The sequence below is a fragment of the Actinomadura decatromicini genome (assembly GCF_008121305.1).
Lineage (GTDB): Bacteria > Actinomycetota > Actinomycetes > Streptosporangiales > Streptosporangiaceae > Spirillospora > Spirillospora syzygii.
The window spans coordinates 330,798-351,576 of record NZ_VSRQ01000003.1 but is presented as its reverse complement, the minus strand read 5'-3'; the positions used below and the strand labels follow the sequence as shown (position 1 = coordinate 351,576).

Genomic DNA, 20,779 nt, shown 5'->3' with positions numbered 1-20,779 from the left:
CAGTTCGGGAGATCTATCATCATTCTCAACATGGATCAATTCGGTCGTTTATTCACCGAATTCCGGGAGTCCGCGAGTCGCATCGAGACGCTCCCCGTCTACCGGGTGGACGACGAGCGCGAGAATTTCGAACACTACCTGGCCGGGGCGCCGCTCCCGCCGGGACGGAACGAGAAATGGGCGCGGAACATCCGTGAATGCGTCGCCGCCGGGAAGTACATGGGCCGGGTCCACATCATCGACCGCGTCCTCACCCCGTACCTCCAATTCGAGATCGACTGGTACTACGCGGTCAACGGCGCCGCCGGCGAGGACATCCGGTTCATACTTCGCGACGACGTCCCCGACGTCCCGTTCACCGACACCTGGATCTTCGACGACGAGATCGTGGTCGACCTGAGCTACGACGACGACGGCCGCCTGCTGTACGTCAATCAGAACGAGGCCCCGGCGCGGCTGGAGCAGGCACGGACCGCCTGGCGGGAGTTCCACCGCCGGTCCTTCCCGCTCGCCGAGCTCCTGGCGGCGATTCGCGGCGCCGACCTGCCGGTTCCGCGCCGGACGCCCCGCCGCGGTCCGGTCCCAGCGGAGGTGGACGCATGCGCCGGTCCGACGACGGGCGGCACCTGAGCACCGAGTTCGTGATCAACGACCAGGCGGCCGGGTATCCCCGCCGGACGGTCGAGACCACCGCGACCCCGGAGGAACTGGACGACCTCGTCAGCTCCGGCTACCTGCTCCTCCGGGGCGTGCTCGACCGGGGGACCGCCGGCGCCCTCGCGGAGGCCGTGCTGCGGCTCGCCGAGGCGGAGGCCGACCGGCCCGAGGCCGAGAGCCTGCCGGGCGACAGCATCTACATCCGGTCGCTGCTCGACAAGGACCCGGTGTTCCATCCGCTGCTCCGCTTCGAGCCCCCGCTCTCCATCGCGCGGACCCTGCTCGGCCCGCAGGTCTGGATCGACCTGGAGGCCCGGCTGAACCACGCGGGCCGTCCGGGCGTCGCGGTGCCCTGGCACGCGCACCTGCCGGTGATCCCCGATCCCGTGCCCGCCCTCTTCAGCTACCCGCACCAGCTCCACTGCCTCCTCTACCTGGACCACATCACCGAACGAGAAGGGGCCCTCTGCCTCATCCCCGGGTCCCACAGCAGCGGCAACGTGCGGATACCCCTCGGTGAGGCCCGGTGATCTAGTCGCCGCCTGTCGACCGCCCCAGAGTCGCGCGGACGGCGTCCCGGAGCGCCGTCGACCGCACGTCGTCGTAGCCGGCCAGGATCGTCAGGGCCTCACGCCTGTACCGCGACGCCTCCTCATCGTCGGTGCCGTCGTCGGACGCCGACAGGGCGTCCGCCAGGTGGGCGAGGCTCTTCGCGCGCTTCCACCGGTCCCCGACCTGCTGATGGACGGCGGCCGCCCGCCGGTGGAAGTCGGTGGCGTCGGACGGCCTGTCCAGCGCGAGGTAGGCGCGGCCCGTTCCGTCCAGGGCCATCGCCTCGCGGCTCGGATCTCCCTCCCGGCGGAAGATCACGGAGGCGCGCTGGGTGGAGCCGAGCGCGTCCTCGGGCAGTCCGGCGGCGAGCTGCGCCTTGCCCAGGTAGAGCAGGGCCGTGCCCTCCCACAGCGGATTGTCCATCTCCCGCGCGATCGCCACCGCGTCGGCCGCCGCGGACAGGGCCTCGTCCGGCTCGCCCCGCCTCCGCCGCAGCAGGCTGAACCCGGTGAGGACCATCGACTCGTACAGGCGGTCGTCCAGCGCGCGGAAGGAGTCCAGCGCCTCGGCGAGGAGGCCCCGCGCCTCGTCGGGCCGCTCCAGTTGGAGGAGTGCGTAGCCGAGGCTGTAGCGGACGGTCGCCGACCATCTCGGATCGTCCAGGTCCCGGACGATCGACAGCGCCTCCTCCAGCTCCGCGCGGGCCCGATCCGGACGGTGCGCGAACAGCTCCACCCAGCCGAGCCCGTTGAGCGCCTTCACCGTGCTGAGCCGGTCGCCCAGCTCCCGGTGGATCGCGATCGCCGCCCGGTGGTGGCGCGCGGCCTCGTCCAGCCGCAACGTCATCCGGCAGAGGCGGCCGAGACTGTCGCGCAGGACCGCCTCGCCCTCCAGATCGCCGAGCCGCCGCACCGCGTCCAGACCCGCGAGGGACGTGACCTGCCAGTCCTGGAAATGGTTGTAGGTCGCGTAGATCCGCTCCAGTACCGCCGCCAGCTTCCAGGCGAGGTCCAGCCGCTCGGTCTCGGACGCGGCCCGCACCGCGCCCACCAGGTTCAGCTTCTCCTCCGCGTACCACCGGGCGGCCTGCTCCCGGTCGGTGAAGGGAACCGGCGGGAAGTCCGGCGGCCGCTCGACCGCGAACAGCAGTGTCGTGTCATGGGCGATCAAGAGGACGCACCGGTACGCGCAGTGCAGGTACCAGGCGCACACCCGCTCGACCGCCTCCAGTTGCTCCGGCTGCGGGATCTCGGCTCCGGCCCTGTCCACCGCGTAGGCGCGCAGCAGGTCGTGGAACTGGTAGCGGCCCGTCCCCCGGCGCTCCAGTAGATAGGCGCCGGTGAGGACGTCCAGGGAGGTGCGCACCCGATCGTCCTCGGGACCCGCCAGCACCATCGCCGCCGCCACGCCGAAGTCGCCGCCGGGGTGCAGGCCGAGGAGGCAGAACAGCCGGGCCGCGTCCGCCGGGAGCGCGCGGTAGGACCAGGCGAAGACCGTCCGGACCGCGTCGGCCTCGCCCTCGTCGCCCGTGGACAGCGCGTCCCAGAGCGACGACTCGTCCCGCAGGTCCGCGATCAGCTCGCCGAGCGGCATGCCGGGACGGCTCGCCGCGCGTTCCGCTGCGATGCGCAGCGCCAGGGGGAGGTGGGCGCACAGCCGGGCCAGTTCGGCGATGTCCGCCGGGTCGTCGCCGGTCCGGTAGCCCGCCGTGGTCTCGGTGAGCAGGGCGACCGACTCCCGCTCGGTGAGCGTGCCGAGGATCGTGCGCTGCGCGCCGTCCCGGACGAGGAGCCCGGACAGCCTGCTGCGGCTCGTCACGATCGCCAGGCTGGGGCCGGTACCCGGAATCAACGGCCTGACCTGCGCGGTCGTTCCGGCATTGTCGAGAATGACGAGCATTCGCCGGTCCGCGAGAAGCGACCGGTACAGACTGGACTTCGCCTCCACGTCGTTCGGGACGGCCGACGCGGGAACACCGAGCGCGATCAGAAAGCGCTCCAGAGCCTGGCCGGGCATCACGGGAAGGCCCGGATCATAGCCACGGAGATCGATATAAAGCTGCCCATCCGGGAATTCTTCGCGGACGCCGTGCGCCCAATGCAGGGCCAACGACGTCTTTCCCACTCCCGCCGTTCCGGCGATCACGTAGACGACCGTTCCGCTGCCGGTCTTCAACCCGGCCCGCCGCGCGGCGACCAGCTCGTCCAGCCGTTCCATGTCGTCTAGGCGGTTGACGAAGACCCTGACGCCGCGGGGGAGCTGCCACGGCGCGGAATGCGTCCCCCGGCCGTAGTGGAAATGTATGTCGCCACGGATATCTCGGGCTTGTACGACGTCACCGGCTCGTCCCGACATGGTGGAGCGGATGCCTTGGGCGGCGTCATCATGCTGGTTCTCCGACATGCGATCACCCGTCGTCAACGACGACTCCACCCTACGCTTTCCCGCCCACCCCGGGAAATGCGTCCCCGGGGCCAGGTAGGGCCAGCTCAGACGGTTAAGGACCCAGGCTTCGCCGCTACCGTACGGGCATTTACGGCACGGCCGAGAAGACCCGGAGCGGCCGCCGTCCAGGGGGCGCGGTGGCCTGCTCTTCCTGGGGGCGGGGGAGAGCCACCGCACGCGGCGGCCGCTCCGGGAGTTCAGCGGTGTCTGCCCACGTAGCCCGTACCGGAGACGGCCAGGCCGACGAAGAAGGCCAGCGCCCACGCCGCCATGCCGGTCAGCAGGGCCAGCCCTATGATCACGAGAGCGGAGATCACAGGTTCTCCTCGATCCTGCGCTGGACGGCCAGCGCCTCGCTGAGCAACTCGTACGAGTCCTCGATGAGGGTCGCCCGCATGCCGAAATACAGCTCTCTCTGCGTGAGCGGACGGCCGAGGCGAGTGGCGATGAGGCATTCCATCGCCGGTGGACGGCGGATGTGCCAACCGGGATATTGCTCCTGAAGACATGCGCGTTCTTGATCGTTCACGGGTCGGGTTCCCTGCGAATCGGTTCGGCTATCGACAGGCGAGCCTTCCAGCGGAGAGTTACTCTGAGCTACGAACAGCTCACCCCCCGGCGAGCACCCGAGCGGGTCAGGCGAACCCCCGTCCCAGCGGGCCGACACCCCAGGAGCCCCCCGATGGCACCCTCGCGCGACGCCAACCCCTCCGCCTACCAGGAAGTCTTCGTCAACGAACTGCGCGCGAGACGCGAGGCGTCCGGCCTCTCCCGCAACAGGCTAGCCGCGGCCCTGGGCTGCACCCCGCAATGGATCGCGAAGGTCGAGACCTACGAAAAGCCCCCGTCCGAGGGCCTCGCCGACGACCTCGACACCTATTTCCAGACCGGCGGGATGTTCCATCGCCTGTGGGAGAGGCACGTGGTGGCTCGGAAAGAGGGTCTGGTGCCCAGCGGCTTCCGACCTCTGATCGAGGCCGAGAAGAACACAAGAGAAATGAGTATCTATGAACCGCTTCTGATTCCCGGACTATTTCAAACCGAAGACCATGCGCGCCTGGTGCTCGGTGCCGGGCTGCGCCCGGAGAAGGCCGACGAGTTGGTGGCGATCCGCATGGACCGCCAGAGTCTTCTAACCCAGGACGACCCGCCATGGGTCTTCCTCATGATTCGCGAGGCGGTCATCCGGGACCTCCACCCGGAGGTGCGGATCGGGCAGTGCAAGCGGCTGCTGGAATTGATGGGAGAACTGCACATATCAATCCAGCTCATTCCGACGCAGGCGAAAGTGTTTCACGAGAGCGGCTTCCAGGTGCTCAGCTACAAGCGCCTGCCGGATGTTGCCTACGTGGACGGAGCGGGCGGCTACGGCCAGATGCTCACAGACGTGTACGACGTCCGCAGACTTACCTTACTCTTCAACGTGATCAGGTCTGCCGCCCTGTCGGCCGCGGATTCCGAAGACCTGATTCGGGAGATCATGGAGGACATGTGAGCGCACTTTGGGTACCGCCTGTCAACTGGCGCAGGAGTTCGCACAGTGGCTCCGAAGGCGGTAACTGCGTGGAGGTCGGCGCGGGCAGGCTGGTGGTGGCGTTCCGGGACTCGAAGGATCCGGACGGGCCGAAGTTGGCGTTCGGGCGCGCGGTCTTCGGGGCGCTGGTGAGCGACATCCGGGCTGGACGGTACGACCGGTAGTTCGGTGGGGCGTTGGTTGCGGTGGGGCGGTCGCGTCTGAGGCGACGGTGGGTCACTCGCCGGGGGTTGGTGGGGTGCCCTGGTAGACCGTCAGGTCGAAGGTGACGTACTCGCTGGGGTCGTCGCCCCTTTCCTTGATTTTGATGAGGCCGATCAGGCCGCTGTCGGTGGTGGCGCAGATCAGCTTGTTCTTGATCAGGTACTCCGAGCCGAGTTGGTTGGTGTAGCGGGTGCTGTCGTGGCAGTTCTCGTAGTTGCCGGACTGTCCCGGCGGCAGCACCGACAGCCTGCTCCCGCTGATGGTGTAGCCGTCGTAGGTGAGATCACCCTTGGAGAGGTCCGACTTTGGGTGCTTGGGGTCGTCGGTGAAGCTGACCGTGTAACCGTTGCTCAGGTTGATGTCGGTGTAGTGGCCGAGTCGGCTGCCGATGCCCTTGCCGTTCTCCGTGCCGCCGCCGCTGTTCGTGGCGGCGGCGGACGGGGCCGCGCCTAGTGGGGTCCCCCGCTCGCTTCTGCTTCTGTGCGCCGCGGTGACCCCGACGGTGATGATCAGCGCGAAGAGGAGCAGCGAGGCGACCCCGCCGATGACGATCTTGGTGGCGGCCGAGCCGGAGGACGCGGGCGGGCGGGCTCCCGGAGGGAACGGGGCGCCCGGAGGCGGGACGGGGAAGACGCGGCCAGGAGGCGGGCCGGGGTAAGGGCGTGGTGGTGTGCCTATGGGTGTCGTTCCGGCTGTCGCCATGTGCGGGGTGGTGCCGGGGTGAGGTGGGGGTGGGGCGGCGGCGTAGGCGGGGAGGCGGCGGGTTACGTCGTCGGGGAGCCAGCCGGAGGACGGCGCGGCGGTGTCGGCGGCCAGTTCGGCGAGGATCGCGGCGGCGTCCGGGCGGGCCGCCGGGTCCTTGTCGAGGCAGCGCCGGAGCAGGTCGCGGAGCGACTCCGGGCAGCCGTCCAGGTTCGGCTCCTCGTGCGCGATGCGGAACAGGACGGCGGTGTCCGGGCCGTCGCCGAACGGGGTGCGGCCGGTGGCCGCGAAGAAGATCACGCTGCCGAGGGCGAAGTAGTCGACGGCCGTGGTGCAGTCCCGGCCGAGGGCCTGCTCGGGGGCCATGAACTGCGGTGATCCGATGCGCATCCCGGTCCGGGTGAGCGGGGTGGTGTCGGCGGCGCGGGCGATGCCGAAGTCGATGACGCGCGGGCCGTCCCCGGCGAGCAGCACGTTGGACGGCTTGAGGTCGCGGTGCACGACGCGGGAGCCGTGGATCGCCTGGAGCGCCTCGGCCATGCCGGTGAGCAGCGTCCGGACGGTCTCCTCCGGCATCGGGCCGTTCGCCATGACCGCCTGTGCGAGCGATGGGCCGGGCACGTACGCCGTCGCCATCCACGGGCGCGGGCCGTCGACCTGGGCGTCGATGACGGCGGCCGTGTAGCGGCTCTGCACCCGCTGCGCCGCGGTGACCTCCTGGCCGAACCGGCGGCGGAACTCGGGGTCGTCGGCGAACTCCGGGCGGATGACCTTGACGGCCAGCCGCCGTCCGCTCTGCGTGGTGGCGAGGTAGACGCGCCCCATCCCGCCCGCGCCGAGGCGGGCCAGCACGCGGTAGCCGCCGATGTCCGGCGGGTCGTCCGCCTCAAGGGGCGTGAACGGCGGGTCGGACCAGGCGGGGGGCTGCATGCGTCCTCCTCGACCGGCACCCTCCGCCCGGATCGGCGAGCCTGCCGGAAACGTCTGTACCGTCCATGCTCGGTATCGAACTTTATCGTCGGCGGACCCGCGAGTCCCTCGCATTTGCGATCAAATCTCCGGGGGCGGCACCGCTTCGGCCGCGATGTTTTGAGCGCGGGGCGGGGAGATCATGATGCGGCCTTTTGGGTGACCGTTATGGACATTTTTGCAAACGCCTGGAGGGGAGACGATCAAGAGCTTGGAGGGTCGGTGTCGCGGGGCGGGTCGGGGACGCTTTCGGTGCGGATCAAGAACGTTCCGGCTATCACCACCAGGCCGGACAGGGCCAGGACCAGGCGGGGCGGGGCCACGCCCAGGGGGCTGATGTTCCACTCTTCGAGGGCGTCGGACGCGGCGCCCGACACGAGCGCGGCGAGGGCCAGGCCGAAGCGGAGGGTGGCGTGGAAGGCGGTCAGGGCCAGGTTGCGGCGGTAGCCGTCCAGGCTCTCCTGCATGTAGGTGATGCCGCCGACGAGGGCGGCGGTGGCGGCGCCGCCGAACAGGACGGCGCCGACGAACGACCAGGTCAGCGACGCGATCGCGCCCATCATGGCGATCGTCACGCCCTGCAGCGCGGTGGCCGTGCGGATCTGCGTCATCAGGTGCCAGTCGCCCTTGCGGACGATCACCAGCCCGCTCACCGCCCCGACCCCGAACAGGGCGACGAGGACGCCGAAGCCGATCGGGCCCGCGTGCACGACGTCCTGCACGAACACCACGCCGAGCGAGAACAGCGCGCCCAGCCCGAGCGCGACGACCGCGACGCCGGGGAGGACGCCGCGCACCACGGGCAGCCGGAGCGCGTCCAGGAATCCGCCCTGTTTCGGCTCCTCCGGCTCGGTTGCCCAGCGTTCGCCGCGCCGCGGCCCGAGGTCCGGAATGGAGCGGATCGCGAAATAGGAGACGAGGTAGGTCAGCGCGTCCAGCCAGAACACGACGACGTAGCGCCAGTGGCCCTCCCATCCGACGTGGTTCGAGACCCAGAGCATGAGGCCGAACGCGCCCGCGCCGACCGGGATCATGCCGTAGGACGTGGCCATCGTGATGCCGTTGGCGACCTCCAGCGTGCCGGTGTCGTGCTCCTTCTGGTCGGGGCCCTCGATGAGCCAGGGGATCGCGGCGTCGCGCGCGGGCAGGAAGCACAGGCCGACGACCTCGATCGCGAACGCCCAGAAGTAGACCCACCAGAGGTGGGGCAGGACGGGCAGCGCCACCGCCATCCCGACGCGGATCAGGTCGGACGTCATCATCACGCTGCGCCGCCGCCACCGGGTGACGACCCGCGCGGCGAGCGGCGCGCCGAGCGCGGACGGCAGCAGCCGCAGTACGAGGACGCCGCCGACCGCCGTGGTGGAGCCGCTCAGCTCCAGCACGAAGTACATGAGGGCGAGCGTCCCCATCCAGTCGCCGAGGGAGGAGACGGTCTGGCCCACCATGAGCCGCCGGAAGTCGCGGCGGTTCAGCCGGTCCTTGAGTCCCATGCGGGCTCGACCCCCCGTGCCGCGTCCCAGGGCCGTGGCGGCTCGACAGGTGGCGCCCCGCGCAGCAGGGCGGCGAGGCGGGCGGCGGCGCGGTCCCAGCTCCACTGCTCGCACACCCAGCGGCGGCCGTTCGCGCCGAGGGCGCGGGCCCGGTCCGGGTCGGAGAGCAGTTCGTGCAGGACGCCGGAGAGCGCGTCCGGCCGCGCCGCGTCGAGCAGGACGCCGGTCCGCCCGTCCTGGACGGATTCGGGGCTGCCTCCGGAGCGTCCGACCACGACCGGCAGCCCGGCCGCCGACGCCTCCAGCACCGACAGCCCGAGGCCCTCGACCTGGAGGCCGCCGCGCTCGTCCCGGCACGGCAGGACGAACACGTCGGCGGCGGCGTAGTAGCGCGGCAGGTCGGCGGGGGACACCGGGCCGGTGACCGTGACCGTGCCGGGTGCGGCGCGGGCCGCCTGGTCGGTGAGGCGGGCGCGGGTCGGGCCGTCGCCGACGATGACGAGCCGGGCGTCCGGATGCCGCCGGAGGACCTCGGGCCAGGCGTCCAGCAGCCGGTCGTGGCCCTTGCGCCGGACGAGCCGCGACACGCTCAGCACGACGGGGCCGCCGCCGAGCCCGTGCCGCCGCCGGACCGCCGAACCGTCCAGTCCCGGCCGGAACCTGAGCGGGTCGACGGCCCCGGCGAGCTGCACGAGGCGTGTCCGGTCGCCGAGGACGCGGGCCAGCTCCGCCCGCGTCCCGGCGCTGAGGAAGGTGAGCGCGTCGAACGCGGGCGCCACGGCGCGCAGCGCGGCGCGGGTCGGCGCGGCGCGGAACCAGCCGAGCTCCTGCCCGTGCGTGGAGCCGATCAGCCGGTGCACCCCCGCGAGCTTCACGAACGGCGCGTACATGCCGAACGGCGCGGCGGCGGTGATCCAGGCGGCGTCCGCGCGGTGCCGGGCGGAGAGCCGCCGCAGCCCGCGGAACAGCAGGTAGGCGTGCCGCCGGACGACCGGGAAGTCGAGCCGGGCGTCGAACGCGGCGGCCCCCGGCCAGGCGGGCGCGATCACGAGCAGCCGGTCGGCGGGCAGCCTGCGGACGAGCTCCCAGGTGAACGTCTGCACCCCGCCCGGCTCCGGTGGGAAGTGCCCGGTGATCACGATCGTCCGGGGTATCTCCATGGGAAGCCGTTTCCCCGGCAGGCGGGAGCCATTCGCCGGGCACCGGCCGTCCGCGTCCGCGACCGGTGCCCGCGGCCCAGCCCGCGCCCATCACAGGTCGGTGGCGACGATCTCCTCGATGTTCCGTTCCGCGAGCGCCGTGATGGTGACGAACGGGTTGACGCTGGTGTTGCCGGGGATGAGCGATCCGTCGATGGCGTAGAGGCCGGGATGCCCGCGCAGGCGCCCGTAGTTGTCGGTGGCCTTGTTCAGGACGGCCCCGCCGAGCGGGTGGTAGGTGAGGTGGTCGCCCCAGATCTTGGACGCGCCGAAGAGGTCGGTGCGGTAGATCGTCCCCTCCTTCTGGTTGATCTTGTCGAAGATCGTCTTGGCGCGGTCGATGCTCGCCTGCTTCCAGGCGGTCTGCCAGCTCAGGTCGACGCGCCCGGCCGCCGCGTTCCAGGTGAACTCGGCGCGGTGCGGCGTGTTCGTGATCGACAGGTAGAACGAGGCGTAGGTCTCGATGCCGGTGGGGATCGGCGCGACCTCGGCGAACGCGCCGCCCGCGTCCCAGTTGTCGATGCCGCCGGTCGGCATGGCCGACTGGAGCTTGCCGGTCGGGTCCCAGAGGTGGTTGGCCCGGCCGCACATGACGTTGCCGTTGTCGCCCCAGCCCTTGCCGATCTCGCCGTTCAGGTTGGGAAGCCGCCCGGTCGCCTTCATCTGGACGAGCAGTTTGCTGGTGCCGACGCTGCCCGCCGCGAAGAAGACCCTGTCCGCGGTGACGGTCTTGGTGGCGGTGACGGCCCCGGTGGTGTCGAGCTGGTCGATCACGACCGTGTAGCCGCCGTTGGACGCGGGGGACACCGACGTCACCTTGTGCAGCGGCGAGATAGCGACCCGTCCGGTGGCCTTCGCCTGGGCCAGGTAAGTCTTCTGCAAGGACTTCTTGCCGTAGTTGTTGCCGTACAGGATCTCGGCGGCGAGCGCCGACTGCGGGACGGTCCCCGCCGCCTCACGCTTCATGTAGTCGAAGTCGTACACGTTCGGGACGTAGACGAACTCGAACCCGGAGCGCTGGGCGTGCTTTCGTCCGACGCGGGCGTACTGGTAGCAGTCGGTGGTGTCGAACCAGGCCCGGTCGATCTCGTTGACACCGAGCCCGGCGTTGGCGCGCGGGTAGTAGACGCCGTACATCTCGTCCGCGTCGACGGACGGCAGCACGGCCCCGAACCGCGACCGCTTCGGCGTCACGGCCATCCCGCCGTTGACGAGCGACCCGCCGCCGACGCCGCGTCCCTGGTAGACGAGGATGCCGCCGAAGTCCTCGGCGTCGAGGATGCCGGTGTAGCGCGGGACGTCCTTGTCGAGCGGGAAGCCCAGGAAGTTGCTGATCGGCTGCTTGGTGCGGGTGCGGAGCCAGTAGGAGCGGTGGTCGGGCGTGCGGGTGTTGGGGAAGAGCTTGCCGTCGGGGCCCGGGGTGTCCCAGGCCATGCCCATCTCGACCATGTGCACGTCGACGCCCGCCTGGGCGAGCCGGAGCGCGGCGACCGAGCCGCCGTAGCCGGTGCCGATGATCAGTGCCGGGACGCGGGCGCCGTCGCCGATCGGGCCCGCGGCGCCCGGAGCCGCCGTGCCCGGAGCCGCCGTGGCGCGTCCCGGCAGGCCCAGCATGCCGAGCCCGGCGATGGAACCGGTTCCAGCGAGGAACCGCCGCCGCGACAACCCGCCACTGGTGGAGTCAGCCATGTGACCTCCCTCATTCGGGATGAGATTGAAACGGGTTCTACCTCTGCGGCGCCGGGCGCGTCACGGGGTTACGTGAAAGTAACTCATGTCCACATGCGGCTACCAAGCATTTGCTTGGCTAGGCCGCGAAACTCTGTTACGTTCCGGCCATGATCTCCGCGATCGTCTGGGGCACCGGCAATGTCGGACGGGCCGCGATCCGCGCCGTGGCGGCGCATCCGGCGCTGCGGCTCGCGGGGGTGATCGTCCACGATCCGGGCAAGGCCGGACGCGACGCGGGCGACCTCGCGGGCCTCGGCCGCGACCTCGGCGTCGCGGCGACCGACGACGCCGGGGCGGTGCTGGCGGAGCGTCCACAGGCCGTGGTCTACGCGGCGTCCGGCGACATCCGGCCGGACGAGGCGCTCGCCGACGTCGTCTCCGCGATCCGGGCCGGGGCGGTCGTCGTCACGCCCGCCCTGTACGCGCTCTACGACCAGCGCGGCGCCCCGCCCGAGACGCGGCGGGCGGTGCTGGACGCGGTCGCCGAGGGCGGCGGCTCACTGTTCGTGTCGGGCATCGACCCCGGGTGGGGCAACGACGTCCTGCCGCTGCTGGTCAGCGGGCTCGGCGGCGTCGTGGACGCGATCCGCTGCCAGGAGATCTTCGACTACTCGGCCTACGACCAGCCGGACGCCGTCCGGTACCTGGTCGGCATGGGCCAGCCGATGGACTACGAGCCGCCGATGGTCGCGCCGACCGTCCCGACGATGGTGTGGGGCGGGCAGATCCGGCTGATGGCGCGGGCGCTCGACGCCGAGCTGGACGAGATCCGCGAGACCGTCGAACGCCGTCCGCTGGACGCCGACGTGACCACCGCCGCGATGGGCGGGTTCGAGAAGGGGACGCAGGGCGCGCTCCGGTTCGAGGTGCAGGGGATCGTCGGCGGCGAGCCGCGCATCGTGATCGAGCACGTCACGCGGATCGACCCGTCCTGCGCGCCCGACTGGCCGTCCCCGCCGGACGGCGACGGCGCGCACCGCGTCATCATCGAGGGCGCGCCGCGCATCGAGGTCACCGTCGAGGCGACCGACGAGAACGGCAACCGCGCGGCGGGCGGCAACGCGACGGCGGCCGGACGGCTCGTCGGCGCGATCGACTGGCTGGTGGACGCCGAACCGGGGCTGTACGACGCGCTCGACGTCCCGCTGCGTCCCGCCGCCGGGAAACTCGGGAGGGAGGCCGGATGAACATCGACGTCCCGGACGGCAAGGACCCGATCGGCTACGTGTGGGGCGAGATGGTGCCCGGCATCGGCCCGGCGGCGGCGAACCTGTCGCTCGCCGTGTACGAGCACACGACGCTCGGGCTGCGCGAGTTCGAGGCGGCCCGGCTGCGCGTCGCTCAGCTCAACGGGTGCCTGTTCTGCCTCGACTGGCGCACCGAGCGCGACGGCCGGAAGGTCGAGGCGGAGTTCGCGGACGCGGTGGCCGAGTGGCGTACCACTGGCGCGTTCGATGAGCGAACCCGCCTCGCCGCCGAGTACGCCGAGCGGTACGCCCTCGACCACCACGCGCTGGACGAGGAGTTCTGGGAGCGGATGACCGCGCACTACGACCAGCGCGAGATCGTGGAGCTGACGATGTGCGTCGGCTCCTGGCTCGCGTTCGGCCGGCTGAACCACGTGCTCGGCCTGGACTCCAGGTGCGTCCTTCCCCGCTCCCGGTGATCCGCGTCCTGTTCCGGGCGGGCGCCGTTCTGGACGCCGTTCCGGGTGACGCCGTTCCGGGCCCGGTGCCAGCCCAACACCAGGCCCGGATGTCTCATCAGGCGGCGGACACCGCCGGGGTGTAGTGGGAGGCGTCGTCGCCTTCGACGATGTAGGAGCGCCGTCCGTCCACGGCCTTCGGGATGTCGCCCGCGACCGTGACCCGGTGCAGCAGGCGGGGGAGGTCGCCGTAGTCGTCGGGCGCGTAGTGCTGGGTGATCCGGTTGTCGAACACGACGAGGTCGCCCGGCGCCCACACCCACCGCAGGACGTTCTCCGGCCGCGTCACGTACGCCTGGAGGAGGTCGAGGATCGCGCGCCCCTCGCGCGAGGACGTCAGCCCGACGACGCTCTGCGCGAACCCGCCGATGAACAGGTTCCGCTCACCCGACTCGGGGTGCACCCGCACCACCGGATGCGCGGTCTTCCACGTCTGGGACAGGAACGCGCGGCGGTGCTCGGCGGCCTTCGCGGGATCGACGCTGCCCTTCTGCGGCTTCACGTAGTCGTAGTCGTTGGAGTGGACGGCCCACAGCCGGTCGGCCAGCTCGCGCAGCTCGGCGGGCAGGTCGCGGTAGGCGGCGCCGGTGTTGGCAATCAGGGTGTTGCCGCCGTAGGGCGGGATGACGAGGCCGCGCAGGGTGCTGATCTTGGGCGGCGACTGGATGAACGTGACGTCGGTATGCCACTGGTTCGCCCGTCCTGACTCGCTGTCGACCGGCAGGATCTCCGGATTCCCGTCCAGGGCGGGGACGGTCGGATGGGCGCCGGTGAGCGGGCCGAACCGGGACGCGAACGAGATCTGGTCGTCATCGGTCAGCTCCTGCCCGCGAAACCCCAGGACCTTGAACTCCAGCAGCGCGTCGTGCAGCTCGTCGAACAGTTTGTCGGAAAGGTCGCGCAGGTCGAGGCCGACGACCTCGGCGCCGACCCGGCCGCCGATCCGGCGGATGTCGAACCCGGTCATGTGATCTACCCCTTCTCTGGTGGCACGGCTCTGGTGCACGGCTCTGGTGGCTCGCTCTGGTGGCTCGCTCTGGCGGGATTCGGGACGGGGACCGCGGGGCGGAACAGCACCGCTGCGCCTCAGCGAATCACGACGTCCACCCATAGTCAACTATTCCTACTGTTAAAGTAGGAAATTCCCCGAAACCCCAGCCACCAAAGGAGACCACGGTGAGCACACCCGTCCCCACGGGCCTGACCCGACGACGACTCATCTCCGCGCTCACGATCGCGGCGGCCGCCGGTCCCGCCGCGGCGGCCTGCGGGACCGCGGCGGGCGGCGCGCGGCGCACCGCCACCCTGCGCTACCAGGGCTGGACCGGGCAGGTCATCCTGCCGGAGCTCGCCGCCGACCTCGGCCACCTCGGCGACGTGAAGCTGAAGTGGGTCGGCAACACGATCAGCGGGCCGCAGGACGTCCAGTCCGCCGCGACCGGGCAGGTCGACTTCGGCGGCGCGTTCAACGGCGCGATCGTCAAGCTCCAGGCGGCGGGCGCGCCGATCACGTCCGTCATCGGCTACTACGGCACCGACGACAAGTACTACAACGGGTTCTTCGTCCTCAACGACAGCCCGATCAAGAGCCCGCGCGACCTCATCGGCAAGAAGATCGGGATGAACACGCTGGGCGGGCACTCGCAGGCCGTCCTCGACCTCTACCTGCGGCGCAACGGGCTCACCTCGGCGGACATCGCCAAGGTCGAGCCGCTCGCCGTCCCGCCGGTCACCACCGAGCAGTCGCTGCGCCGGGGGCAGATCGACGTCGCCGCGCTCAGCGGGATCTTCCAGGACAAGGCGGTCGCCACGGGCGGCATCCGCCCGCTGTTCAAGGACCACGACTTCCTCGGCTCGTTCACCGCCGGGTCCTACGTCTTCCGCGACGACTTCATCAAGCGGAACCCCGACACCGTGCGGGCGTTCACCGCGGGCATCGCCAGGACCATCGAGTGGTCGCGGGGCCGGCCGCGCGCCGAGATCGTCGCCCGGCTCACGAAGATCCTCCAGGCGCGCGGGCGGAACGAGAACGCCGACGCGCTCAAGTACTGGAAGTCCTGGGGCGTCGCGGAGAAGGGCGGCGTGCTGACCGACCGGGAGTTCGACACCTGGCGGACCTGGCTGGAGGACGTCGGCCAGATCCCGAAGGGCCGGATCAAGGCCGCCGACCTCTACACCAACAGGTTCAACCCGTACCGGCAGGGAGGAAGCGGACGATGACGGCGAAGATCAGCGTCTCCGGGCTCGGGAAGACGTTCCCCGTCCGGGGCGGCGGCGAGGTCACGGCGCTGCACGACGTCTCCCTGGACGTCGCGGAGGGCGAGTTCCTGGTGGTGGTCGGGCCGTCCGGCTGCGGCAAGTCCACGCTGCTCGACCTGATCGGCGGGCTGGCGGCGCCGACGTCCGGGCGCGTCCTGATCGACGGCGCGGAGGTGACCGGACCGGCGCTGGACCGCGGCATCGTGTTCCAGCAGTACGCCCTGCTGCCCTGGCGGACGGCGCTGCGCAACGTCGAGTTCGGCCTGGAGGCCAAGGGCCTCGGCCGCCGCGAGCGCGTCGAGACCGCCCGGCGGCACTTGGAGCTGGTCGGCCTTTCCGGCTTCGCGGACCGCTACCCGCACGAGCTGTCCGGCGGCATGAAGCAGCGGGTCGCGATCGCCCGCAGCCTCGCCTACGACCCGGACGTCCTGCTCATGGACGAGCCGTTCGCCGCCCTCGACGCGCAGACCCGCGACTCGCTCCAGGAGGAGCTGCTGCGCATCTGGGCGAAGACCGGCAAGACCGTCGTGTTCATCACGCACGGCATCGACGAGGCCGTCTACCTGGGCGGGCGCGTGGCCGTCATGACCGCGCGGCCCGGCACCGTGAAGGAGGTCGTGGACATCGACCTCGGCCCCCGCGACGCCGACCGCGACCCGCGCTCGACCCCCGAGTTCGCCGCGCACCGGCACCGGGTCTGGTCCCTGCTGCGCGACGAGGTGCGCGCCGTCGCCGTCCAGAAGGGCGGGACGCCATGACGAGCACCGCCGAGGCCCCGGTCGCCGCACCGGCCGGGCGGACGGCGGCGGCGCCGTCCCGGAAGGCGTCCCGGCGGGGGCTGGCGAAGGCGGGCGTGCTGCTGCGGCGGACCGTCGCGCTCGCCGCGTTCCTCGCCGTCTGGGAGCTGGCCCCGCGCGCGGGCCTGGTCGACCGGATCTTCCTGCCGCCGGTGTCGGAGATCGCCCCGGCGCTGTGGGATCTGGCCGGAAGCGGACGGCTGTGGCAGGACGCGGAGGCCAGCCTCGTCCGCTCGCTGTCCGGATTCGGCCTGTCGATCGCCGTCGCGGTCCCGCTCGGCCTGCTGATCGGCTGGTACCGGCCGGTCGCCGAGCTGCTGAACCCGCTGCTCGAACTGTTCCGCAACACCGCCGCGATCGCGCTGCTGCCGGTGTTCGTGCTGATCCTCGGCATCGGCGAGACGTCGAAGGTCGCGATCGTCCTGTACGCCTGCACGTGGCCGATCCTGCTCAACACGATCAGCGCGGTCGGCACCGTCGACCCGACGCTGGTCAAGTCGGCGCGGTCGCTCGGGCTGTCCGCGCCGCGGATCTTCCAGAAGGTGATCCTGCCCGCGGCCGTCCCGACGGTGTTCACCGGGATCCGGCTGGCCGGGGCCACCGCCGTGCTGGTCGTGATCGTCGCCGAGATGGTCGGCGCCAAGGAGGGGCTCGGGTTCCTGATCAACTCGTCCCAGCAGAACTTCGCGATCGACGACATGTACGCCGGCATCATCGCGATCTCCGCGCTCGGGCTGCTGTTCAACCACCTGCTCGTGCTGGTCGAGCGGAGGTTCACCCGGTGGCGCGCCCCGGTGCGATGATCACGAGTCGCCCTCGGCGCGGGAGAGCCCGTCCGGGCCGGGCATCCCGGCCGCGAGTGTGATGTGAGCCTCACCGGCGGGGCGGCTGTCACACACCGCCCCGCCGATCCGCTCATGGGACGCGACAGTTTCGGAATTCGGAGGTCATCGCCCCATGACGGACACACGGCCGTCCTTCCTCGCGACCGGACGCGGCAAGCTCACCCTCACGCTGCTGTGCGCGATCGCGTTCCTGGACTTCATCGACGCCTCGATCGTCAACGTTGCGCTGCCCGCCATCCGCGCGGACCTGGACTTCTCCGTCCAGGATCTCCAGTGGGTGCCGAGCGGCTACCTGCTCACCTACGGCGGGCTCATGCTGCTCGGCGGCAGGCTCGCCGACCTGCTCGGCCGCCGCCGCGTCGTCGTGGCCGGGACGGTGCTGTTCTCGCTGTCGTCCCTCGCCGGGGGCCTCGCGGTGAACTCGGGCATGCTCGTCGGGGCGCGGCTCGCCCAGGGCGTGGGCGCCGCGATCATGCTGCCCGGCACCCTGTCCATCCTGACGACGACCTTCAGGGAGGGCGGCGACCGGGCCAAGGCGCTCGGCGTGTGGGGCGGCGTCGCCGGCGGCGCGAGCGCCGCCGGGGTCCTGCTCGGCGGGCTGCTCACCGACAGCCTCGGCTGGCGCTGGGTGATGCTGGTCAACGCGCCGGTCTGCGTCCTGGTGATCGCCGGCCTGTTCCTGCTCGTGGACGGCGACCGCCGCGCGGCCCGGCTCGCGAGCTTCGACGTCGGCGGCACCGTCCTCGTCACCGGCGGGATGCTGCTGCTCGTCTTCACGCTGGTCAAGGCCCCGGAGGTCGGCTGGGACGCGGCCCGCACCATCGGCGGGCTCGCCGGGACGGCCGCCCTGCTCGCCGCGTTCGCCGTGAACGAGCAGCGGCGCCGCAGCCCGCTGCTGCCGCTGTCGATCTTCCGCGTCCGCGGGCTCGCCGTCACCGACGTCGCCTACCTCGTCGCGGTCGCCGGGGTCGCGTCGCTGTTCTTCTTCCTCAGCCTCTACATGGAGAACGTGCTGCACTACTCGCCGATGAAGACGGGCTCGGCGTACCTGCCGCTGTGCTTCGGCGTCGGCGTGGCCGCGTCCATGACCCCGAAGCTGGTGGCGCGCGTCGGGACGCGCCCGCTGATCGTCGCGAGCCTCCTGGTCACGGGCGGCGGGATCTTCTGGCTGTCCCGCATCCCGGTGGACGGGGCGTACCTGCCCGACCTCCTGCCGGGCCTGCTCGTCACCTCCCTTGGGCTCGGCGTGGCGTTCGTCTCCATCACGACCGCCGCGAACGCGAACGTCCCGCCGGACAGGGCGGGCCTCGCCGCCGCCCTCCTCAACGCCTCGCAGCAGATCGGCGGCGCGCTCGGCCTGGCGATCTTCTCGGCGGTGGCGACGTCCAGGACGTCCCACGCCCTGGCCACCGGAAAGCCGGTCCCGGAGGCGCTGACCTCGGGCTTCGCCCGCGCCCTCCTGGTGTGCGCGATCTTCGTGGCCGCCGCCGCCCTCGTCTCCCTCCGCGCCGCCCACACCCGAGGCGAAGGGACCGACGCGCACGCGGAACCCGTCCCGGAACCGATCCCGGCCAAGTAACGCACCGCCCCCGGCCGCCTGCGCGGCCGGGGGCGCTTCGCGATCAGACGGCGACGGAGACGCTCAGCCCCGGCTTGGGCAGATAGCGCAGCCTTTGTTGAGCCGAGACCGAGCCGAGGAACTCACCGGTGCAGTCCGGCCCCGAGTAAACCGCCATGACGGCCAGAGACAGCTTTCCGACCGTGTTGGCGACCGAGCGGAGCGGGACCGGCGAGTTCTGGCAGGGCGTCCAGTCGAAGTCGGCCTCCACCCCTTTGAAGTCGCCTTCACTCCACCCGCACAGCCAGCGATAGTTCGTCTGGCAGGTATCCGGAGGACCGGCGGCCACCGCAGCGGCGGCGGGCACCACGGCCAGCGCCGCGACAACAGAAGCGGTAAGAGAGATGTGACTGAGCGTTCGCAACATGGGAGCCACTCCTTTCACGAGTGTCCCGCCATGGAGCCACGAAGCCCATTCATGATCAACAGGCGAAAATTCAATTGCCGAATCCGGCCACCTCACCGCCAGTGGCGGCCCGCGTAACGGACTTCAGTCAGGTTCCGTTTCCGTGGTTAGGGCTTGTGCCCAAAATTTGCGCAGCAGATCGAGTGCGGTGGTGAGGTCGGGATCGGCGAGGGTCAGGTCTTCGGCGAGCATCGGGTAGTCCTTCGCCCAGCCGAATGGCGGATCGGGGATGGCCGTCGGCACTGGGTGAGTGGCGCGGACGGCGAACACGTGATTCACCACGTCCAGCAAGAGTTTGTCCGCAGCGAGGCCGTCCTCGATCAGCAGGACCATGTCAACGAGGTCCTTCACCCGAGTGTTCGGGCGGGAGCCGTAGTCGCGGGTGAGTGCGTGCAGTTTCTCTGCGAAGTGCTGGCGTCGATCTACCGACTCGATCGTGCGGGGAGGTACGTCGGCGAAATCGAGCACACCTGGGAGTGCGATGTGCTCGGTTGCCGCCAGCTCGTCGCCGCGCAGCACCACGTCCAGCCTGATGGCGGCGAACGACTTGCCGGCGAGCCTGCTGTCGACGGAGAAGCGCCAGCCGGGACGTCCCGCCGCATCGGGCTCCAGGGATGTCGGAGGCTTCACGGAGTACGCGAAGCCGTCGCCGTCGACGTCGAGAGCGAGCGTTTCGATCAGTTCCTCGCGCAGCGCCTCGCCGTCGTACGTCGGCCCGTCCGGCAGCGCCAGGTCTAGGTCCTTGGTGGCGCGTGCTCGGCCGCCCAGACGGAACTCAAGGGAGGTTCCACCCTTGAGGACCCACCGACGCTCCGCGACCGACAGCCGGGCACCGATCCGGTCGAACACCGCGACGCGGCGGAGGCGGCTGAGGTCTGCGCCTGTCTCGTCCGCCCGCTGCTTCAGCCGGGCCTCCAACGCGCGGCGAAGGTCCACCGCATTCGCGTACCGCCTCATGCGCGTTCCGCGTGGAGGGCTCGCTCAACTGCGAGTTCCGCGCGTGCGCCCAGGTGTTGTGCGGCCCGGATGAGTTGACCCTTGGTCGCCGTTCCCCGGTCGAGCAGTTCGGTGACGGCCGAGTCGATCGCGTCCTGGTCGAGCCGGTCGGCGGCGGACTCCGCGATGGCGCGGACGGGAGTGGTCACGCGGAACCCTTCATGTTCTTCGATCTCGTCAGGGGAGAGTTCGGCGTGGTGGACGACGACCGCCGGGTCTCGTCGTCGGAACCCCGGCGGGACCGTCAGATGAATCTCGGCGGGGTTGGCGATGCCGAGGTCGTGGACGCCGAGTGCCGTGCCGTGCGACACCACCGCCAGGTCCCGGCTCCACAGCGTCCAGCGGACGAGGTGATCGTTCTCGCCGGTCGGCAGGTCGTCGAACTCGCGAAAACGGTAGACGCCGCGGTCGACGCGGACCCAGTTGCCGCTTCGCACGTGGAAGTGCTGCGCCTGGTAGGAGTAGCCGTCCTCCAGGGCTTGCGCGGCGGTGAAGTATCCGCGCTGACGGGCCGCCCGGCGCCACAGCCGGGCGCGTGGCTCCTCGTCCCGCTGCCGCATGCGGCGACACTACCGCCGTCGTACCTACAAGTCACTTTTAGTTTTGTGTGTGATTGGTGCTTCAAACTAAAAGTCACTTGAAGGTTGTGGCCTCGTGGACGTCAGCA

The 20,779-nt window shown here is 70.8% G+C and carries 20 protein-coding genes; 10 read left to right on the top strand and 10 right to left on the bottom strand.

Annotated elements, in window-relative coordinates; all coding sequences use genetic code 11:
* Positions 1-30 precede the first annotated feature (30 nt).
* Positions 31-630, top strand: a complete 600-nt coding sequence (locus FXF68_RS42355) for a DUF6879 family protein (RefSeq protein WP_187437938.1) — start codon at positions 31-33, stop codon at positions 628-630.
* Positions 600-1,187 (top strand): phytanoyl-CoA dioxygenase family protein, encoded by a 588-nt coding sequence (locus FXF68_RS42350; RefSeq protein WP_187437937.1) that lies wholly within the window; start codon positions 600-602, stop codon positions 1,185-1,187. The genes FXF68_RS42355 and FXF68_RS42350 overlap by 31 nt, the downstream gene beginning before the upstream one ends.
* 1 nt (position 1,188) lies before the next feature.
* On the opposite strand, the gene FXF68_RS15435 is transcribed toward FXF68_RS42350, so the two are convergent.
* Together FXF68_RS15435 and FXF68_RS42345 are read right to left on the bottom strand one after the other, a co-directional pair.
* Entirely contained in the window at positions 1,189-3,612 is a 2,424-nt protein-coding gene (locus FXF68_RS15435; protein ID WP_187437936.1) for an ATP-binding protein, read from the bottom strand.
* Positions 3,613-3,967: 355 nt separating this feature from the next.
* Entirely contained in the window at positions 3,968-4,114 is a 147-nt protein-coding gene (locus tag FXF68_RS42345) for a hypothetical protein (protein ID WP_187437935.1), read from the bottom strand.
* Positions 4,115-4,336: 222 nt separating this feature from the next.
* Here FXF68_RS42345 and FXF68_RS43050 point away from each other — a divergent pair, with 222 nt between their 5' ends.
* Both FXF68_RS43050 and FXF68_RS43045 read left to right on the top strand, forming a co-directional pair.
* Complete coding sequence (locus FXF68_RS43050; RefSeq protein ID WP_148759719.1) at positions 4,337-5,149, top strand: helix-turn-helix domain-containing protein; 813 nt, start codon at positions 4,337-4,339, stop codon at positions 5,147-5,149.
* Complete coding sequence (locus FXF68_RS43045) at positions 5,146-5,352, top strand: DUF397 domain-containing protein (RefSeq protein WP_222869955.1); 207 nt, start codon at positions 5,146-5,148, stop codon at positions 5,350-5,352. The genes FXF68_RS43050 and FXF68_RS43045 overlap by 4 nt, the downstream gene beginning before the upstream one ends.
* 52 nt (positions 5,353-5,404) lie before the next feature.
* Here FXF68_RS43045 and FXF68_RS15420 read toward each other — a convergent pair whose 3' ends face one another.
* The 4 genes from FXF68_RS15420 to FXF68_RS15405 all read right to left on the bottom strand — a co-directional run bounded on the left by FXF68_RS15420 (position 5,405) and on the right by FXF68_RS15405 (position 11,444).
* Positions 5,405-7,024 (bottom strand): serine/threonine-protein kinase, encoded by a 1,620-nt coding sequence (locus FXF68_RS15420; RefSeq protein WP_148759717.1) that lies wholly within the window; start codon positions 7,022-7,024, stop codon positions 5,405-5,407.
* A gap of 242 nt (positions 7,025-7,266) precedes the next feature.
* The gene (locus FXF68_RS15415; protein WP_148759715.1) at positions 7,267-8,556 is read right to left on the bottom strand and encodes an MFS transporter; all 1,290 of its coding nucleotides are present in this window, start codon (positions 8,554-8,556) and stop codon (positions 7,267-7,269) included.
* Positions 8,535-9,716 carry a glycosyltransferase family 4 protein gene (locus tag FXF68_RS15410; protein WP_222869954.1) on the bottom strand — a complete coding sequence of 394 codons (1,182 nt, stop codon included), beginning with the start codon at positions 9,714-9,716 and terminating at the stop codon, positions 8,535-8,537. The genes FXF68_RS15415 and FXF68_RS15410 overlap by 22 nt, the downstream gene beginning before the upstream one ends.
* Positions 9,717-9,806: 90 nt before the next feature.
* Positions 9,807-11,444: a GMC oxidoreductase gene (locus FXF68_RS15405; protein ID WP_148759713.1), complete on the bottom strand. Its 1,638-nt coding sequence runs from the start codon at positions 11,442-11,444 to the stop codon at positions 9,807-9,809.
* A 149-nt stretch (positions 11,445-11,593) separates the two neighbouring features.
* Between FXF68_RS15405 and FXF68_RS15400 the strand changes: the two genes are divergently transcribed.
* Positions 11,594-12,673 (top strand): NAD(P)H-dependent amine dehydrogenase family protein, encoded by a 1,080-nt coding sequence (locus FXF68_RS15400; RefSeq protein WP_148759711.1) that lies wholly within the window; start codon positions 11,594-11,596, stop codon positions 12,671-12,673.
* Positions 12,670-13,152: a carboxymuconolactone decarboxylase family protein gene (locus tag FXF68_RS15395; RefSeq protein WP_148759709.1), complete on the top strand. Its 483-nt coding sequence runs from the start codon at positions 12,670-12,672 to the stop codon at positions 13,150-13,152. The genes FXF68_RS15400 and FXF68_RS15395 overlap by 4 nt, the downstream gene beginning before the upstream one ends.
* Positions 13,153-13,249: 97 nt before the next feature.
* Here FXF68_RS15395 and FXF68_RS15390 read toward each other — a convergent pair whose 3' ends face one another.
* A complete protein-coding gene (locus FXF68_RS15390; protein WP_148759707.1) occupies positions 13,250-14,158 on the bottom strand; it encodes a TauD/TfdA dioxygenase family protein in 909 nt (302 codons plus the stop codon).
* 209 nt (positions 14,159-14,367) lie between these two features.
* Here FXF68_RS15390 and FXF68_RS15385 point away from each other — a divergent pair, with 209 nt between their 5' ends.
* The 4 genes from FXF68_RS15385 to FXF68_RS15370 all read left to right on the top strand — a co-directional run bounded on the left by FXF68_RS15385 (position 14,368) and on the right by FXF68_RS15370 (position 18,671).
* Positions 14,368-15,411, top strand: coding sequence for an ABC transporter substrate-binding protein (locus FXF68_RS15385; protein WP_148759705.1), 1,044 nt, complete (start codon positions 14,368-14,370; stop codon positions 15,409-15,411).
* Entirely contained in the window at positions 15,408-16,208 is an 801-nt protein-coding gene (locus FXF68_RS15380; protein ID WP_148759703.1) for an ABC transporter ATP-binding protein, read from the top strand. The genes FXF68_RS15385 and FXF68_RS15380 overlap by 4 nt, the downstream gene beginning before the upstream one ends.
* The gene (locus FXF68_RS15375) at positions 16,205-17,050 is read left to right on the top strand and encodes an ABC transporter permease (RefSeq protein ID WP_148759701.1); all 846 of its coding nucleotides are present in this window, start codon (positions 16,205-16,207) and stop codon (positions 17,048-17,050) included. Before FXF68_RS15380 ends, FXF68_RS15375 begins: the two co-directional genes overlap by 4 nt.
* 154 nt (positions 17,051-17,204) lie before the next feature.
* The gene (locus FXF68_RS15370; protein WP_148759699.1) at positions 17,205-18,671 is read left to right on the top strand and encodes an MFS transporter; all 1,467 of its coding nucleotides are present in this window, start codon (positions 17,205-17,207) and stop codon (positions 18,669-18,671) included.
* 43 nt (positions 18,672-18,714) lie between these two features.
* On the opposite strand, the gene FXF68_RS15365 is transcribed toward FXF68_RS15370, so the two are convergent.
* From FXF68_RS15365 to FXF68_RS15355, 3 genes are all read right to left on the bottom strand, one after another.
* Positions 18,715-19,077 carry a hypothetical protein gene (locus tag FXF68_RS15365; RefSeq protein WP_148759697.1) on the bottom strand — a complete coding sequence of 121 codons (363 nt, stop codon included), beginning with the start codon at positions 19,075-19,077 and terminating at the stop codon, positions 18,715-18,717.
* A gap of 123 nt (positions 19,078-19,200) precedes the next feature.
* Complete coding sequence (locus FXF68_RS15360) at positions 19,201-20,073, bottom strand: nucleotidyl transferase AbiEii/AbiGii toxin family protein (RefSeq protein ID WP_148759695.1); 873 nt, start codon at positions 20,071-20,073, stop codon at positions 19,201-19,203.
* Positions 20,070-20,672 carry a type IV toxin-antitoxin system AbiEi family antitoxin domain-containing protein gene (locus FXF68_RS15355; protein ID WP_148759693.1) on the bottom strand — a complete coding sequence of 201 codons (603 nt, stop codon included), beginning with the start codon at positions 20,670-20,672 and terminating at the stop codon, positions 20,070-20,072. The genes FXF68_RS15360 and FXF68_RS15355 overlap by 4 nt, the downstream gene beginning before the upstream one ends.
* Positions 20,673-20,779: the final 107 nt, after the last annotated feature.

Excerpts from the sequence above, each read along its gene's own strand:
- FXF68_RS42355 (WP_187437938.1), top strand. The coding sequence starts at position 31 with ATGGATCAATTCGGTCGTTTATTCACCGAATTCCGGGAGTCCGCGAGT.
- FXF68_RS42350 (WP_187437937.1), top strand. The coding sequence starts at position 600 with ATGCGCCGGTCCGACGACGGGCGGCACCTGAGCACCGAGTTCGTGATC.
- FXF68_RS15435 (WP_187437936.1), bottom strand. The coding sequence starts at position 3,612 with ATGTCGGAGAACCAGCATGATGACGCCGCCCAAGGCATCCGCTCCACC.
- FXF68_RS42345 (WP_187437935.1), bottom strand. The coding sequence starts at position 4,114 with ATGGAATGCCTCATCGCCACTCGCCTCGGCCGTCCGCTCACGCAGAGA.
- FXF68_RS43050 (WP_148759719.1), top strand. The coding sequence starts at position 4,337 with ATGGCACCCTCGCGCGACGCCAACCCCTCCGCCTACCAGGAAGTCTTC.
- FXF68_RS15420 (WP_148759717.1), bottom strand. The coding sequence starts at position 7,024 with ATGCAGCCCCCCGCCTGGTCCGACCCGCCGTTCACGCCCCTTGAGGCG.
- FXF68_RS15415 (WP_148759715.1), bottom strand. The coding sequence starts at position 8,556 with ATGGGACTCAAGGACCGGCTGAACCGCCGCGACTTCCGGCGGCTCATG.
- FXF68_RS15410 (WP_222869954.1), bottom strand. The coding sequence starts at position 9,716 with ATGGAGATACCCCGGACGATCGTGATCACCGGGCACTTCCCACCGGAG.
- FXF68_RS15405 (WP_148759713.1), bottom strand. The coding sequence starts at position 11,444 with ATGGCTGACTCCACCAGTGGCGGGTTGTCGCGGCGGCGGTTCCTCGCT.
- FXF68_RS15400 (WP_148759711.1), top strand. The coding sequence starts at position 11,594 with ATGATCTCCGCGATCGTCTGGGGCACCGGCAATGTCGGACGGGCCGCG.
- FXF68_RS15395 (WP_148759709.1), top strand. The coding sequence starts at position 12,670 with ATGAACATCGACGTCCCGGACGGCAAGGACCCGATCGGCTACGTGTGG.
- FXF68_RS15390 (WP_148759707.1), bottom strand. The coding sequence starts at position 14,158 with ATGACCGGGTTCGACATCCGCCGGATCGGCGGCCGGGTCGGCGCCGAG.
- FXF68_RS15380 (WP_148759703.1), top strand. The coding sequence starts at position 15,408 with ATGACGGCGAAGATCAGCGTCTCCGGGCTCGGGAAGACGTTCCCCGTC.
- FXF68_RS15375 (WP_148759701.1), top strand. The coding sequence starts at position 16,205 with ATGACGAGCACCGCCGAGGCCCCGGTCGCCGCACCGGCCGGGCGGACG.
- FXF68_RS15370 (WP_148759699.1), top strand. The coding sequence starts at position 17,205 with ATGACGGACACACGGCCGTCCTTCCTCGCGACCGGACGCGGCAAGCTC.
- FXF68_RS15365 (WP_148759697.1), bottom strand. The coding sequence starts at position 19,077 with ATGTTGCGAACGCTCAGTCACATCTCTCTTACCGCTTCTGTTGTCGCG.
- FXF68_RS15360 (WP_148759695.1), bottom strand. The coding sequence starts at position 20,073 with ATGAGGCGGTACGCGAATGCGGTGGACCTTCGCCGCGCGTTGGAGGCC.
- FXF68_RS15355 (WP_148759693.1), bottom strand. The coding sequence starts at position 20,672 with ATGCGGCAGCGGGACGAGGAGCCACGCGCCCGGCTGTGGCGCCGGGCG.